The organism is Bradyrhizobium archetypum (genome assembly GCF_013114835.1).
In the GTDB taxonomy this organism is placed as follows: Bacteria; Pseudomonadota; Alphaproteobacteria; order Rhizobiales; family Xanthobacteraceae; genus Bradyrhizobium; species Bradyrhizobium archetypum.
In genome coordinates this window covers 79,051-94,338 of the sequence record NZ_JAAVLW010000013.1, presented here as the reverse complement: position 1 = coordinate 94,338, position 15,288 = coordinate 79,051, and the positions used below count along the sequence as shown (strand labels likewise).

General features: G+C 64.2%; 13 protein-coding genes. 9 read left to right on the top strand and 4 right to left on the bottom strand.

Features of this window, described 5'->3' with window-relative positions:
- Positions 1-389: PspA/IM30 family protein (locus HCN50_RS31215; protein ID WP_235977331.1), on the bottom strand; the 389-nt coding region annotated here is incomplete at its 3' end.
- A 216-nt stretch (positions 390-605) separates the two neighbouring features.
- Between HCN50_RS31215 and HCN50_RS31210 the strand changes: the two genes are divergently transcribed.
- The 9 genes from HCN50_RS31210 to HCN50_RS31170 all read left to right on the top strand — a co-directional run bounded on the left by HCN50_RS31210 (position 606) and on the right by HCN50_RS31170 (position 12,290).
- Positions 606-1,184: a LemA family protein gene (locus HCN50_RS31210; protein ID WP_235977330.1), complete on the top strand. Its 579-nt coding sequence runs from the start codon at positions 606-608 to the stop codon at positions 1,182-1,184.
- A 21-nt stretch (positions 1,185-1,205) separates the two neighbouring features.
- Complete coding sequence (locus tag HCN50_RS31205; protein WP_171713714.1) at positions 1,206-3,146, top strand: M48 family metalloprotease; 1,941 nt, start codon at positions 1,206-1,208, stop codon at positions 3,144-3,146.
- A 373-nt stretch (positions 3,147-3,519) separates the two neighbouring features.
- Positions 3,520-4,674, top strand: coding sequence for an acyl-CoA dehydrogenase family protein (locus HCN50_RS31200; RefSeq protein ID WP_210265168.1), 1,155 nt, complete (start codon positions 3,520-3,522; stop codon positions 4,672-4,674).
- Positions 4,675-4,790: 116 nt separating this feature from the next.
- A complete protein-coding gene (locus tag HCN50_RS31195; RefSeq protein WP_171713713.1) occupies positions 4,791-5,945 on the top strand; it encodes an acyl-CoA dehydrogenase family protein in 1,155 nt (384 codons plus the stop codon).
- Between the two features lie 32 nt (positions 5,946-5,977).
- Complete coding sequence (locus tag HCN50_RS31190; RefSeq protein WP_171713712.1) at positions 5,978-6,634, top strand: glutathione S-transferase family protein; 657 nt, start codon at positions 5,978-5,980, stop codon at positions 6,632-6,634.
- A 211-nt stretch (positions 6,635-6,845) separates the two neighbouring features.
- A complete protein-coding gene (locus HCN50_RS31185) occupies positions 6,846-7,682 on the top strand; it encodes a helix-turn-helix domain-containing protein (RefSeq protein ID WP_171713711.1) in 837 nt (278 codons plus the stop codon).
- A gap of 52 nt (positions 7,683-7,734) precedes the next feature.
- The gene (locus tag HCN50_RS31180; protein ID WP_171713710.1) at positions 7,735-8,601 is read left to right on the top strand and encodes a beta-keto acid cleavage family enzyme; all 867 of its coding nucleotides are present in this window, start codon (positions 7,735-7,737) and stop codon (positions 8,599-8,601) included.
- Positions 8,602-8,700: 99 nt separating this feature from the next.
- Complete coding sequence (locus HCN50_RS31175; protein WP_171713709.1) at positions 8,701-10,317, top strand: acyl-CoA carboxylase subunit beta; 1,617 nt, start codon at positions 8,701-8,703, stop codon at positions 10,315-10,317.
- Positions 10,314-12,290: an acetyl-CoA carboxylase biotin carboxylase subunit gene (locus HCN50_RS31170; protein ID WP_171713708.1), complete on the top strand. Its 1,977-nt coding sequence runs from the start codon at positions 10,314-10,316 to the stop codon at positions 12,288-12,290. The genes HCN50_RS31175 and HCN50_RS31170 overlap by 4 nt, the downstream gene beginning before the upstream one ends.
- Before the next feature lie 93 nt (positions 12,291-12,383).
- Here HCN50_RS31170 and HCN50_RS31165 read toward each other — a convergent pair whose 3' ends face one another.
- The 3 genes from HCN50_RS31165 to HCN50_RS31155 are packed head-to-tail and all read right to left on the bottom strand — an operon-like array spanning position 12,384 to position 15,288.
- Positions 12,384-13,385 (bottom strand): ABC transporter ATP-binding protein, encoded by a 1,002-nt coding sequence (locus HCN50_RS31165; RefSeq protein ID WP_171713707.1) that lies wholly within the window; start codon positions 13,383-13,385, stop codon positions 12,384-12,386.
- Positions 13,382-14,395, bottom strand: coding sequence for an ABC transporter ATP-binding protein (locus tag HCN50_RS31160; RefSeq protein WP_171713706.1), 1,014 nt, complete (start codon positions 14,393-14,395; stop codon positions 13,382-13,384). The genes HCN50_RS31165 and HCN50_RS31160 overlap by 4 nt, the downstream gene beginning before the upstream one ends.
- Entirely contained in the window at positions 14,395-15,288 is an 894-nt protein-coding gene (locus tag HCN50_RS31155; protein WP_171713705.1) for an ABC transporter permease, read from the bottom strand. The genes HCN50_RS31160 and HCN50_RS31155 overlap by 1 nt, the downstream gene beginning before the upstream one ends.

Genomic DNA, 15,288 nt, shown 5'->3' with positions numbered 1-15,288 from the left:
CCGAGCGCCGCCTCGCGCCGGGAGATCAGGTAGGCTTGCAGCGCATCTTCCATCTGGCGCTTGCGGGCGCTGAGCGCGGCGAGGCCGTCATCCAGCCGCTGCTCCTCTTCGCGCGCCTGTTGCTGGACCGCGTCGAGCTTCTTGGCCTCCGCCTCGAAATCGACCTGGCGCGACAGCGCCGCTTCAGCGAGATCCTCGCGGCCTTCGCCGAGCGCGAATTTGGCTTTCGTGGTGAGCTCTTCGGCGCGCTCGGTGAGCATCTTCTGCTGCCGGGCGGCCTGCAGCCGGCGCGCCATCGTTGATTGGTGTTCCGCCTTCACCTCGTCGATGGCGCGGTCCGCCTCGCGGATTGCCTCCCGCATCACCGCATCGCCGCCGGCCTGCTCCATGCGATCCACCGCATCCTCGACCGTCGCCGAAAGCAGACGGGACACACGAGCGAAGATTGATTCAGCCATGACGACTCCCTTTAGGACGTTTGCACCGCATAGGCGCAGAACTGCTTTAAACTGCCGTTAAGTCGTTCAATAACTTTAGCGGTATTCTTCAACAGTTTCGCAACCTTGCCGCGATAGCTTGCACGCGATCCCAAGGGAGAGCGAGCGATGCTGTTGACGTCGATTCTCATTTGCGTGGCGGCTCTGGCAATATTGATTGCCGTGCCGGCCTATATTGCTTTCGCTACACATAATCGCCTGGTCGCGCTCGATCAGCGCTGCGAAACGGCATTCGGCGACATCGACGCACATTTGAAGCACCGCCAGAACCTGATCCCGCCGCTCGTCGAAACAGTGCGCGGTTTCGCCAAGCATGAGAGCGACATCCTGCTGGGCGTGATCCAGGCTCGCGCCGAGGCGCTGCAGGCGACCTCGCCCGAGATGCGGCTCAGCGCCGAGCAAAATCTGACGCAGAATATCACTGCTCTGATCGGCATTGCCGAGCATTTTCCCGAACTCAAGGCCTCGACGCATTTTGCCGAACTGCGAAGGGAACTGGTCGACGCCGAAAACCGTGTCACCGCCTCGCGCCGCTTCTACAACCTGGCGGTCGAGGAATATGGCACGACACTGCGCCAATTTCCCGGCAGCCAGATCGGCCGCCTGTTCAAGATGAATTCGCGGACGCGGTTCGATCTCGGCATCGAGCGTGTGCTGATCGACGAGCCGCTCGCGGTCAAATTCTGATCGGACAAGTGGGGCGGCGCCATGCGGGTGAACGGGCTCTACGGGCATGTTCGCAGCAATGACGTGCGTTCGATTGCGTTGTTCGCGGGCTTCGTCGCGGCGTTTCATCTGCTCGCCGCGCTGGCGCTCGCCGTGCCGCTCGCCATGCTCGATCCCGACCACGCGCCGCTTTACGGGTGGACGGGATACCTCGTCCGTTGGGCGCCGATCGTCACCGTCGTCGGCGCCCTGCTGTTCGTCGCGCAGATGGCATGGCACGTCCGTACCGTTCGCCGCAGGACGGATTTCCGCTTCGTCGACGATCAGGACGAGCCGCGGCTCTGTCGCATCGTCGAGCCGCTGACAATCACAGCAGGGCTTCCGACCCCCTATGTCGCCGTCATCGACAGCCCGGCGCTCAACGCGTTCGCCTGCGGTATCAGACAGAAGGATGCCGTTCTCGTCTTCACGCGCGGGCTGATCGACGGACTGGACGACGATGAACTGGCGGCCGTCGCGGCGCACGAAATCGTCCACATCGTCAACGGTGACATCCGCCTGATCGCGGCTACCAATGTCTGTCTCGGCACGCTACAACTGCTCCAGCCGCGGCCCAGCACCCGGCGCGTGAAACGTATTCAGGCAGCCTGTGCGCTTCCGATCCTGGCCCTGCTGCTGCCTCTCTTGGTGGTGCTCATCCTGGTCACGATGTTTCTGCGCCGGCTCGCCGTCGAGGGCAGCCATCTTACGCGGAAGCTGATCGCCTCTGCGCGCGAGTTCATTGCCGACGCAGAAGCCGTGCGGTTGACGCAGAATCCCGCCGCGCTCGTTTCGGCGCTTCGCCGCATCGAGGGACGCAGCGCCATCCCGGGCCTAGCGGCCGGGCAGGACGCGATGATGATCGACGGTGCGCACCAAGGCGCGTTCGCGACGCACCCGACAATTGCCGAGCGGGTCGCGGCGATCATTTCTGTCACCGGCTCGATGGCCCTGATCGCACCGGCCCGCCGCGACACACGGTCGCCCGGGTTGAGGGCCAGAGAGTGTTTCGGCCGCCGATCGGGGGCGCCGCGCGAAGCTGATTTTTTGCGTTCCGCGCGGCAAGGTGCGGGTGCCGCTCTCGCGCGCGTCTCCTCGGGCGAATTCAACAGGCTCGGACTGACGCCGGAGCTGACGGTGGGCGCCGTTGCCGCCATTGGCGTGTTCCTTTGGGCCCACAGCGCCGATCTCGCCAGGCCTTCCGCACTCGCCGCCGCTTTCGATCCGGCGCCGCTGCGGACCTATTTCGCGATGGGCCGGGAAGGGATGCGTTGCCAGACGCAGGGAATCGGCTGGACGATCGGGCTGGCGGCGAAGCCGACCGGCTGCGATCTAACTTCGACGAACGAGATGCTCGCCGCCCATCGCGGCAAGGACAATATTTTCGGCAAGCTGGCCGATAGCCTGCCGGAGGTGGGGGAGAACAGCAGCGGCATCACCACGCGGTCGGACGGAACGTTCAGCAACAAACCGTCGCCGGATATCCAACTGGCCGAGGTCCAGCGTGCGCGCTGCTTCCAGACTGACCGTCCCTACGCCGTGGGCGACCGCGGCCTCCACGCGGTGACGGAGCAGCCGCGGCATCGTGACGACATCTCCCTCCCCCGCTACTTGGCTTCCAGCGACGCTGCCGCTCGGAGCGTGACGGAGGCCACTCCTGCCGAGCGCGACGCCCGTCTTCTTGACTATTTCAAAGTCCGTAAGTTGATGGGCGAAGTCATCCATCGCTTCTTCGGCGATCCCGGCCTACAGGTTGCAGCGGCGCGGTACGTTGCTCCCGAGCACCAGACCGCTATAGCTGTGCTCCGCGAGCGCCTCGCCGATCCCGGCTTCGCATCGGCGCTGAGCCCTCTGAAGCGAGCGGAACTTGAGGTTCTGGCCGCAGCTCCACTCGACTTCGTTTCCTGCATCGCCCGTCGGGCGCAGGGGCAAAAGAAGGCTTGAGGCCGTTTCAACGCACCAGCTTGCCGCGAAAGTGGCGGGAGTCGCTGACCTTGTGCGCGACCACAGCTTAGCCCAGCTTGTAGCGCGCTCGACACGCGGCCGTGAGGGAGAGCAGCGCTGAAAAGAAGGCAGCCGGGACGAATTTGTTCGATCGGTTCATGCTTCTTTCTCCCGGCGAATGGCCGAGAATGTTGTTATTGGTCTTGAAGCAAGGCCAGAGCATGCTCGGACGACCGGTCTTGCGTTCAGTTGCTGACACAGCACGCGTCGGAAAGGGACTGGCGTCGGAGGCTACGCCTGCAAGATGATGCCAGCCGCTCAACGCAAGTTTGCGCGAGCCAAATCGGGGCATCGTAATTCGCCGGAGGAAAGCATGCTGGAGCGCACAAAGGTGCAAAGCCCGTTCTATACCGCGGATCACGAGGCGTTCCGCGATGTCATGCGGCGCTTCGTGGCGCGTGAGATCGAGCCCTACGCCCACGAATGGGACGAGGCCGGCGGGTTTCCACGCGAGCTCTATCGCAGGGCGTCCGAGATCGGTCTGCTCGGGCTCGGCTTTCCCGAGGAATATGGCGGTGTCCCCGCCGACCAGTTCATGAAGATCGTGGCGTCGCAGGAGTTGGCACGGGCCGGCGCCGGCGGGGTCAGTTCGAGCCTGATGAGCCACACCATCGGCTCGCCGCCGATCGCGCGCGCTGCAAAGCCCGAGGTAAAGGCGAGGGTGCTGCCGCAGGTATTGGCGGGCGAGAAGATCTCGGCGCTCGCAATCACCGAACCGAGCGGCGGCTCCGACGTCGCCAATTTGCGCACCAAGGCGCGGCGCGACGGTGATCATTATATCGTCAGCGGCGAAAAGACCTTTATCACCTCCGGCATGCGGGCCGACTATCTGACGGTTGCGGTGCGTACCGGCGGCGAGGGACCGGGCGGCGTCAGCCTGCTCCTGATCGAAGGCGATACGCCGGGCCTGTCGCGGACCAAACTGAAGAAGATGGGCTGGTGGGCCTCCGATACCGCCACGCTGCATTTCGACGAATGCCGCGTTCCCGTTGAAAACCTGATCGGCGAGGAAGGGCAGGGCTTCAAGATCATCATGCAGAATTTCAACAGCGAGCGCATGGGCATGGCGGCGAGCTGCACAGCCTACGCCCGCGTTTGCGTCGAGGAGGCGATCGCCTATGCGAAGGAGCGCCAGACCTTCGGCAAGCCGATCGCGCAGCACCAGGTGATCCGGCACAAAATCGTCGACATGGCGCAGAAGGTCGCGGCCTCGCAGGCGATGCTGGAATTGCTGGCATGGCGGCTCGGGCAGGGCGAGAGCCCGGTTGCCGAAATCTGCATGATGAAGAACCAGGCGACCCAGACCATGGCGTTCTGCGCCTCCGAGGCGGTGCAGATTTTTGGCGGCGCCGGCTTCATGCGCGGCGTCAAGGTCGAGCGCATCTACCGGGAGGTCAAGGTCAACGCCATCGGGGGCGGCACGGAAGAGATCATGAAGGATCTCGCGTCGAGGCAGATGGGGTTGTGAGGTACGGTCGTTCCGGGGCGCGAAGCGAACCCGGAACCTGGAAATGAGTCCAATAATATCAATACCGAGATTCCGGGTTCGCGCTGCGCGCGCCCCGGAATGACAGGAAGGAACGTATGCTCTTCACCGCCGATCACGACGAGCCCCGCCGCATCCTGCAAAAGTTCATCGCGGCCCACATCAACCCGTTTGTTGATGAATGGGAGAAGAACGACATCTTCCCGGCGCATGAGCTGTTCAAAAAGCTCGGCGATCTCGGCTTTCTCGGGCTCAACAAGCCGGTCGAGTTCGGCGGCCAGGGGTTCGATTATTCCTACGCGCTGATGATGGCCGAGGAGCTTGGCGCGATCAAATGCGGCGGGGTGCCGATGGCGATCGGGGTGCAGACCGACATGGCGACGCCGGCACTGGCGCGGTTCGGCTCCGACGAGGTGCGCCGCGAATTTCTTAGCCCCGCCATCGCCGGCGATGCGGTGGCCTGCGTCGGCGTCTCCGAGCCGGGCGCGGGATCGGACGTCGCCTCGATCAAGACGCAGGCGCGTTCCGACGGCGACGATTACCTCATCAACGGCGGCAAGATGTGGATCACCAATGGTGTGCAGGCCGACTGGATCTGCCTGCTTGCCAACACCAGTGACGATCAGGTTCATCGCAACAAATCGCTGATCTGCGTGCCGATGAAGACCAAGGGCGTGCAGGTCGCGCGCAAGCTCGACAAGATGGGCATGCGCTCGTCCGATACCGCACAGATCTTCTTCGACAATGTCCGGGTGCCCAAGCGCAACCGGATCGGCGAGGAAGGCAAGGGTTTTACCTACCAGATGATTCAGTTCCAGGAGGAGCGGCTGTGGGGCGCGGCGGCCTGCCTCAAGGCGCACGAATATATCATCGCCGAGACTATCGAATATACCCGGGGCCGCAAGGCGTTCGGGAAATCTATCCTGGACAACCAGACGGTTCATTTCAAGCTGGCGGAAATGCAGACCGAGGTCGAGCTGTTGCGCGCGCTGGTCTATCGCGCCGCCGAGGCGCTGATTGCAGGCGAGGACGTGACGCGGCTTGCCACCATGGCCAAGCTCAAGGCCGGGCGTCTGGGCCGCGAACTCACCGACGCGTGCCTGCAGTTCTGGGGCGGCATGGGATTCATGAACGAGACGCCGGTCAGCCGCGCCTATCGCGACAGCCGTCTGACCTCGATCGGCGGCGGCGCCGACGAGGTGATGTTGACGGTATTGTGCAAGATGATGGGCACGCTGCCGAAAAACCATTAAGAAAAGCCCGGGACAACAAACAGGAACGGCTGATGATCACGCTCTATCACTGCGACGGCGCGCGCTCGTTCCGTCCGCTCTGGATGCTGGAAGAGATGGGCCTGACTTACGAGCTCAAGATGCTGCCGTTTCCGCCGAGGGTGCTCGCCAAGGAATATCTTGCGATCAATCCGCTCGGCACGATTCCGTTCATGATCGACGGCGAGACCAAAATGACGGAGTCGTCGGGCATTTGTTACTACCTCGGCACCAAATACGGGCCATCGCCGCTGGTGGTCGGGCTGGATGACCCTGCCTACGGTGCATTCCTGAACTGGATGTATTTCAGCGACGCGACGCTGACCTTTCCGCAGACGCTGGTGTTGAGATACAGCCAGCTCGAGCCGGAAGAGCGGCGGAACCCGCAAGTCGCCGGCGACTACGCGAAATGGTTCCTCGGCCGGCTGCGCGCGGTCGAAGCAGCGACCGCCAATTCGGAATTCCTCTGCGCCGGGCGCTTTACGGCGGCCGATATCGTCAACGGCTACGCGTTGCGGCTCGCCGGCACTATCGGCCTGGCGAAGGATTTTGGGCCGAATGTCAGGGCGTATTGGGCGCGGCTGCAGGAACGCGACGGCTACCGGCGGGCGGTCGCGGCAGAACGCAAGGCTGGCGTCGAGCAGAACGTAGCGCCGCGGGTACGGGCGTGAGGGGCTGTGTCATTCCGGGGCGCGAAGCGAACTATGGTGCGCTATTGCGCTCCTGAGAATCTCGAGATTCTCAGGGGCGCAATAGCGCCCCATAGTTCGATGCTTTGCATCGCCCCGGAATGACGGGCATCTTCCGGCGGTGACAGTGCCCAATTTTCCGCTATGGTTGACCCATCGCAGCGGCCAGAGAGCCGCGCGAGGAGGAACAGCCATGGACGACACCGGCCGCAAATCAGGCCATCTGATGCTGATCACCCCGGAACGCGTGTTCTACGCCGGCCTGCTCGGCCGGCCGCGGCAACGCTGCTCGGGTGGGTTCAACCTCTATGTGGCGTTTGAGGGCGGTCTCTGGCTTACCACCGCCGATGGCCGGCAAACCCATGGCGAAATGATCGCCGTGCTGCCGAACGTCAGGCACACCATCGTTAGCGATCATCGTTCCGTACTGAGCGTCGTGATCGAGCCGGAGAGCGTTCGCCCCGGTGCGCTCGAAGATCTCGCCTCGCGCCTCTCCGGACCTGAGGGCACGGCTTTCGCCAGCCGCATTCGCCTGGCCTATCGCGAACTTCGCGAGCATCACGCCGGCAATGATTTTTCCAGCGCCGAATTCGATTCGCTCTGCCTCGGCGAGGTCCTGCCGCAGCGTGAGCTCGATCCGCGCGTGACGCAGGCCATCGTGCAAATCGGAAAATTCTCCGGCGAGCCGGTGACGGCGGCAAGCTGCGCTGCCGAGGCGGGATTGTCGCCGTCGCGCTTCCTGCACCTGTTCAAGGAACAGACCGGAATCTCTTTCCGCTCGTTCCGCGCCTGGAAGCGGGCGCGGCATCTGCTGCACTTCGCCAACCAGGACATCAACCTTGCGCATCTCGCGCAGGATATCGGCTATCCCGATTCCACGCATTTCAGCCACTCGATCCGCCGCTTCTATGGCCTGAAGCCGCGCGCAATCTTTTCCGGCTCGCGGGATCTCGCGATCTATAGCCACGGCCGCGTCTCCGCCGGCAATAGCGGGTTGACGCAAGAAAACCGGCTGACGCGGAACGCATGATCGCCTGGGATTTTTTCGCGATCCCTCGCGTTCCGTTTTCGAAGGTTGATCCATGGGCGAGAAGGCCGTCATAACCTGCGCGCTGAACGGTGTGTTGACCGACCCCAAGCAGCACAATGTGCCGGTGACGCCGGAGCAGATGGCGCGCGAGGCGAAGGCCGCGTTCAACGCCGGCGCCAGCATCATGCACGTCCATTTGCGCCAGCAGGAACCGAACAAGGGGCATCTGCCGTCCTGGGACGTCAACGTCTCCAAAGAAATTCAGCAGGCGATTCGCGAAGCCTGCCCCGGCGTCATCATCAATCACACCACGGGCACATCGGGCCCGAAATATCAGGGCGCGCTTGATTGCGTGCGTGAGACCAGGCCCGAGATCGCGGCCTGCAACGCCGGCTCGCTGAACTATCTGAAGGTGAAGGCCGACAACACCTGGGCCTGGCCGCCGATGATGTTCGATAACGCGGTCGAGAAGGTGCAGGACTATCTCGATGTGATGAAGGAAGCGGGCACGATCCCGGAGTTCGAATGTTTTGACGTCGGCATCGTGCGCTGCGTCGGCATGTACGTGCAGACCGGCATGTATTCCGGGCCGCTCGAGTATAATTTCGTGATGGGCGTGGCTTCGGGCATGCCTGCCGATCCGGAATTGCTGCCGATATTGCTCAAGCTGAAACTGCCGCAGGCGCATTGGCAGGTCACCGCGATCGGACGTGCCGAAATCTGGCCGCTGCACCAGCGCTGCGCAGATCTCGGCGGACATTTGCGCACGGGGCTGGAAGACACGTTCTATTTGGCCGATGGCACCAAGGTGACCTCGAACGGGCAGCTCATCGAGGCCATCGCCGCCTGTGCCCGGCGCGCCGGCCGCGAAATCGCAAGCCCGGCGGAAGCGCGGCAGATATTTGGGACAAGGCATTAGCGCCGTCATTGCGAGCGAAGCGAAGCAATCCATCGCGAGACGCAAAAGGTATGGATTGCTTCGTCGCTTCGCTCCTCGCAAGGACGAGCCGGAGAGCTCATGGCAGTAATCGAATCGACGATCGCAACCGGCAGCGCCGCCTTCAAGGCCAACCGTGACGGCATGCTGGCGCTGATCGCGCGGATGCGCGCTCTGGAGGAGCGCACGCGCGGTGCATCGGCCGCGGCCAAGGACCGTTTCCACAAGCGCGGGCAGTTGCTGCCGCGCGAGCGCGTGGCGCTGGTGCTCGATCCCGGCTCGCTTTTCATCGAACTGTCGACGCTTGCCGGCTACATGTTCGACCTGCCGGATGCCGAGAAGAGCGTGCCCGGCGGCGGCGTGATCGCAGGGATAGGCTTCGTCTCCGGCGTCCGCTGCATGGTCAGCGCCAATGATTCCGGCATCGACGCCGGCGCGTTGCAGCCGTATGGCCTCGACAAGACGTTGCGGGTGCAGGAACTGGCGCTGGAGAACAAGCTGCCTTACGTGCAACTGGTCGAAAGCGCCGGCGCCAATCTGCTGCGCTACCGCGTCGAGGATTTCATCCGCGGCGGCAACATCTTTCGCAACCTGGCGCGGCTGTCGGCGGCTGGACTTCCCGTCGTGACCGTGACGCATGGATCGTCGACCGCGGGCGGTGCCTATCAGACCGGGCTGTCCGATTACATCGTGATGGTCCGCGGCCGCACCCGCGCGTTCCTCGCCGGTCCGCCGCTTCTGAAGGCGGCGACAGGCGAGATCGCGACGGAGGAGGAACTCGGCGGCGCCGAGATGCACACCTCCATCTCGGGCCTCGGTGATTATCTGGCCGAGGACGACCGCGACGCGCTGCGCATCGCACGCGACATCATGGCCAATCTGCAATGGGATCGGCCGAAGCCGATGGCCACGTCCTTCAAGCCACCACGCCATGACGCCGAGGAGCTGCTCGGCATCATGCCAATGGACCACAGGCGACCGGTCGACATGCGACAGGCGATCGCACGCTTCGTCGACGATTCCGACTTCACCGAGTTCGGCGCGAATTACGGTCCCGCGACGGTGTGCGGCCATGCCCGCATCGAGGGCCAGGCAATCGGCATCATCACCAATAACGGTCCGCTCGATGTGCCCGGCGCCAACAAGGCGACGCATTTCATTCAGGCCTGCTGCCAGTCGCGCACGCCGATCCTCTATATGAACAACACCACCGGCTACATGGTCGGCAAGGCTTATGAAGAGGCTGGGATGATCAAGCACGGCTCCAAGATGATCCAGGCGGTAACATCGGCCACCGTGCCGCAGATTACGCTCTATTGCGGCGCATCCTTCGGCGCCGGCAATTATGGCATGTGCGGGCGCGGCTTCCATCCGCGGTTCTGCTTCTCCTGGCCGAATGCCAAGACCGCCGTGATGGGCGGCGAGCAGGCGGCCGAAACCATGGCAATCGTGACCGAGGCAGCGGCTGCGCGCCGCGGCAAGCCGATCGAGAAGGAAAAGCTCGACGCCATGAAGGCGCAGATCACCGGCGTGTTCGACAGCCAGATGGATGTGTTCTCGACCAGCGCGCGCGTGCTCGACGACGGCGTCATCGACCCCCGCGACACCCGCAGCGTGCTTGCCGAAGTGCTGGCGATCTGCCGCGAGGCCGAGGCCCGCACGCCGCAGCGGATGCAGTTCTCGGTCGCCCGGCCATGAGCGGTGAAGCAGTGAAGCGGACGCCATTCTTCAGGATCCTCGTCGCCAACCGCGGCGAGATCGCGCTGCGGATCATGCGCACCGCACGCCGGCTCGGCTATGGCGTGGTCGCGGTCTACTCGGATGCCGATTGCGACGCACAGCATGTCCGCGAGGCGGATCAGGCGGTGCGGATCGGGGAGGCGCTTCCGGCGCAATCTTATCTGCGGATCGACGCAATCATCGCCGCCGCCAAGGCGAGCGGCGCGACTGCCGTGCATCCCGGCTATGGCTTCCTCGCCGAGAACGAGGACTTTGCGCAGGCCTGCCGCGATGCTGGGCTGGTGTTCATCGGGCCGTCGCCGGAAGCGATCCGGACGATGGGCAACAAGGCCGGCGCCAAGGACATTATGCAAAGCGCCGGCGTGCCTGTCGTGCCGGGTTATCAGGGCGCGGACCAGAGCGATGCCATGATGCTGGCGGAGGCTAGAAGGATCGGCTTTCCTGTCATGATCAAGGCGGTCGCCGGTGGTGGCGGGCGCGGCATGCGGCTGGTTGAGGACGCCGCGGCCTTTCCGGATGCGCTGCGCAGCGCACGGTCGGAGGCGCAGGGCGCGTTCGGTGATCCCACCGTGATTCTGGAGCGCGCCATCATCGATCCCCGCCATATCGAGATTCAGGTGTTCGGCGACCGCTACGGCAACGCCATTCATCTCGGCGAGCGCGATTGCTCGGTGCAGCGACGGCACCAGAAACTGATCGAGGAGGCGCCATCGCCAAGGGTTACGCCGGAGTTGCGGACGCGCATGGGGGCCGTCGCGGTCGCTGCAGTCAAGGCGATCGGCTACGAGGGTGCCGGCACGCTTGAATTCCTGCTGGATGAACGCGGCGAATTCTATTTCATGGAAATGAATACGCGCCTGCAGGTCGAGCATCCCGTGACCGAAGCGATCACCGGGCTCGATCTGGTCGAATTGCAGTTGCGCATCGCCGCGGGCGATCCGCTTGGGCTCAAGCAGGAGGATGTGAAATTTTCCGGTCACGCCATCGAGGTGCGGCTGTGCTCGGAAGATGCGGACCATGACTTCATGCCGCAATCGGGACGCATGGCGCTGTGGCAGATGCCGGACGGCATCCGCGTCGAGCACGCGCTGCGAACAGGTTCGGAAATTCCGCCGTTCTACGATTCGATGATCGCCAAGATCATCGGCCACGGTGCGAGCCGCAACGAGGCGAGAGGCCGGCTGATCTGCGCACTGGAGCAGACCGCGGCGTTCGGCATTACCACTAATCAGGGATTTCTGATCTCCTGCCTGCGCCATCCCGAATTTGCCAAGGGCGCGGCCACCACTTCTTTCATCGGCGGTCATCGTGACGAATTGCGCGTCTCTCGTGCCGACCGCAATGCGAATGGCGCGCTGGCGGCGCTGCTGCTGTACGTCACCAATCCGTATGCTCCGCCCTGGCGTAGCGGCCGCTCGCTGGCAGCCACTTTTCCGCTGACGACGCGGATTGACCTTGGCCATGGCGCGATCGAGGTCGATATCGTTCGGAACCGCGATGGAAGTTATCTGGCGAGCCTCGATGCCGGGGAGCAGCGTTTCGAGATTGACGAACTCGGTTCCGATACGATCCGCTTCCGAACCGACGGCGTGATGGAGCGAGCCAGATTCCTGCGCGATGGCGACCGGCTCTACATCCTGCATCGCGGGGCCACGATTGCCGCCCGCGACCTGACGCTGGTCGCCCCCGTTTCGGCAGCAGCGGCCGGCGGCGACGGCAAGGTGCGCGCGGCGATGAACGGCCGCGTCGTGGCAGTGCTGGTCAAGCCGGGCGAGCAGGTCGCCGCCGGCCAGCCCGTGATGACGCTGGAAGCGATGAAGATGGAGCATGTGCATACGGCTGGTGTCGGCGGCACGGTGTCAGCCATCGATGTCGCCGAAGGCGAGCAAGTGACGACGGGCAGGATCGTGGTAGAGATCGCGGCGGCGTGACTGCGTAGCTGCGGAGGACGGGCAAAGGAGCGTAGCGACGTGCCACCATTCTTGCTGTACGCGAGTGGTGGGCACGCTTACGCTTTGCCCACCTTACGGGTTCTCCTGCGGCCGCCCCGTGCCGTCGTTCAGCCAGCACGCGACCTGATGTCCTTCGCCGGCTTCCACCAAGGCCGGCCGCTCCACCTTGCAGCGATCCATGGCGTAGCGGCAGCGGGTGTGGAAGGCGCAGCCTGAAGGCGGGTTGATCGGGCTCGGGACGTCGCCGTCCACCATTGGCGCAAGGCGTTTTGCTTTTGGATCAGCGATCGGAACCGAGGCCAGCAGCGCTTGCGTGTAGGGGTGGCGCGGGTTCGCAAACAATTCCGTCTTGTCGGCGATCTCGACAATCCGCCCGAGATACATCACCGCCACGCGGTGGCTGATGTGGGCGACGACGGCAAGATCGTGGGCGATGAACAGGTACGAAAAATGGTTCTTGCGCTGCAGGTCGATCAGCAGATTGATCACCTGCGCCTGGATCGAGACGTCGAGCGCGGAGACCGGCTCGTCGCACACGATCAGGCTCGGCCCGAGCGACAGCGCCCGCGCGATGCAGATGCGCTGGCGCTGGCCGCCGGAGAATTGGTGCGGATAGTTCTTCATCTGGTCGGGCCGGAGGCCCACCTGCGCGAACAGTTCGGCGACGCGTTGCTGTTGCGCGCGCCCGGTCGCGATCCCATGCACGCCGAGCGGTTCGCCGACGATGTCGCCCGCGGTCATGCGCGGATTGAGCGAGGCGAACGGATCCTGGAACACGATCTGCATCGATCGTCGATGCGGCCGCATCTCGGCCTTGCTCAGGCCGGTGATGTCGATGCCGTTGAGCTTGATGGCGCCGCTGGCCGGCTCCACCAGCCGCAGCACGCTACGTGCAACCGTCGATTTGCCGCAGCCGGATTCGCCGACCAGCCCGAGCGTCTCGCCCTTACCGACTGAAAAGCTGACGCCATCCACAGCATGCACGGTACCGACGCGGCGGCGCAGAATGCCGCCGCGCACCGCGTAATGCTTGACGAGATCGGTGACCTCAAGCAGGGGGCGCTGATCGTTCATGGTGCGCCCTGCAATTCGGTTGCGCGCCAGCACGCCGCGAGATGATGGGCATCGACTTCCTGCAGCGGCGGGTATTCGGCGCGGCAGCGGTCGATGGCAAGGCGGCAGCGCGGGGCAAAGGCGCAGCCCGGCGGCAGGTTGGTCAGCGACGGTACCATGCCGGGAATTTCGTTCAGCCGCGCATCGGTCTTGGCACCGAATGAAATCACCGCCGGCATCGAGGCCATCAACCCGCGCGTATAGGGATGCTTCGGATTCGCGAACAAATCCTCCACCGTCGCTTCCTCGACCTTCTTGCCGGCATACATCACGATGACGCGCTGCGCCGTTTGCGCCACCACGCCGAGGTCGTGGGTGATCAGGATCAGCCCGGTGCCGAGCGTCTTCTGCAAATCGACGATCAGCGCCAGAATCTGTGCCTGGATCGTCACGTCGAGCGCGGTGGTCGGCTCGTCCGCAATCAACAGCGCCGGCCGGCACGCCAGGGCCATTGCGATCATCGCGCGCTGCCGCATGCCGCCCGAAAGCTGATGCGGATATTCGTGCGCGCGGCGCTGCGGCTCGGGAATGCGGACCAACCGCAGCATCTCGACTGCCTTGGCCCAGGCTTCCTTCGCGGTCATCTCCTGGTGCAGGCGAAGCACTTCGGTGATCTGGTCGCCGATCCGCATCACCGGATTGAGCGAGGTCATCGGCTCCTGAAAGATCATCGAGATCCGGTTGCCGCGGATGTCGCGCATCTCGGCCTCGTCAAGGCTGAGCAGATCGGTTCCCTCCAGCGTCACCGAGCCGCCGACCACCCGGCCCGGCGGGTCCGGCACAAGCCGCATCACCGAGAGCGCGGTGACGCTCTTGCCGCAGCCGGATTCGCCGACGATCGCCAGCGTCTCGCCGCGGCGAACGCTGAACGATACGTCGTCGACCGCCCGGAATAGTCCCGAATTGGTGAAGAACACCGTCTGCAGGTTCCTCACATCGAGAACCGTGTCTTCCGTCTTTGCCTCCATCATCAGCCGCGCTGCCTCGGGTCGAGGATGTCGCGCAGCGCATCACCGAACAGATTGGTGCCGAATACCGCAAGGCTGATGGCAACGCCGGGGAAGATCACCAGCCACGGCGCGGTGCGAACATATTCAGCCGCCGATTCCGACAGCATGCGCCCCCACGACGGATACGGCTCGGGGATGCCGAGGCCGAGGAACGACAGCGAGGCTTCGGTAAGGATGGTCGAGCCAAGCTGCGCGGTCGCCAGCACGATCAGGGGCGCCAGCGTGTTGGGCAGCACGTGGCGGAGCGCAATGCGGGTCTCGCTCATGCCGATCGACTTGGCCGCTTCGACAAATGGCAGTTCGCGCAGCGCCAGCGTATTTGCCCGGATCACGCGGGCAACCGTCGGGATCAGCGGGATCGCAATGGCGATGATGACGTTCGGCAGCGACGGTCCCAGCGCCGCCGTCATCACCAGCGCCAGCACCAGCAAGGGCAGCGCCTGTAGAATGTCGGTGATGCGCTGGAACAGCAGGTCGACCCAGCCGGACAGGTAGCCGGATACGAGGCCGACAATGACACCGAGCGTCGACCCCAGCGCGGTGGCGCCGATGCCGACGGCGAGAGAGATGCGCGCGCCGTGCACGATTCGGCTCCAGACGTCGCGGCCGAAGGAATCGGTGCCCATCCAGTGAGCCGCGCTCGGTGCCGCCAACCGCTGCGCCGAATCGACGCTGAGCGGATCGTAGCGGGCAATCAGGTCGGCCGAGATCGCCATCCAGACGAACAGCACCATGATGACGAGGCCGACCGTGCCGAGCAGATAGCGTTGCGCCAGGAACGTCAGCCGGCGCCAGCCGCGCGTCGAATGGGCACCGGCCCGCCTTAGCTCGCTGTCGAAGTTGATCGTGGTCAA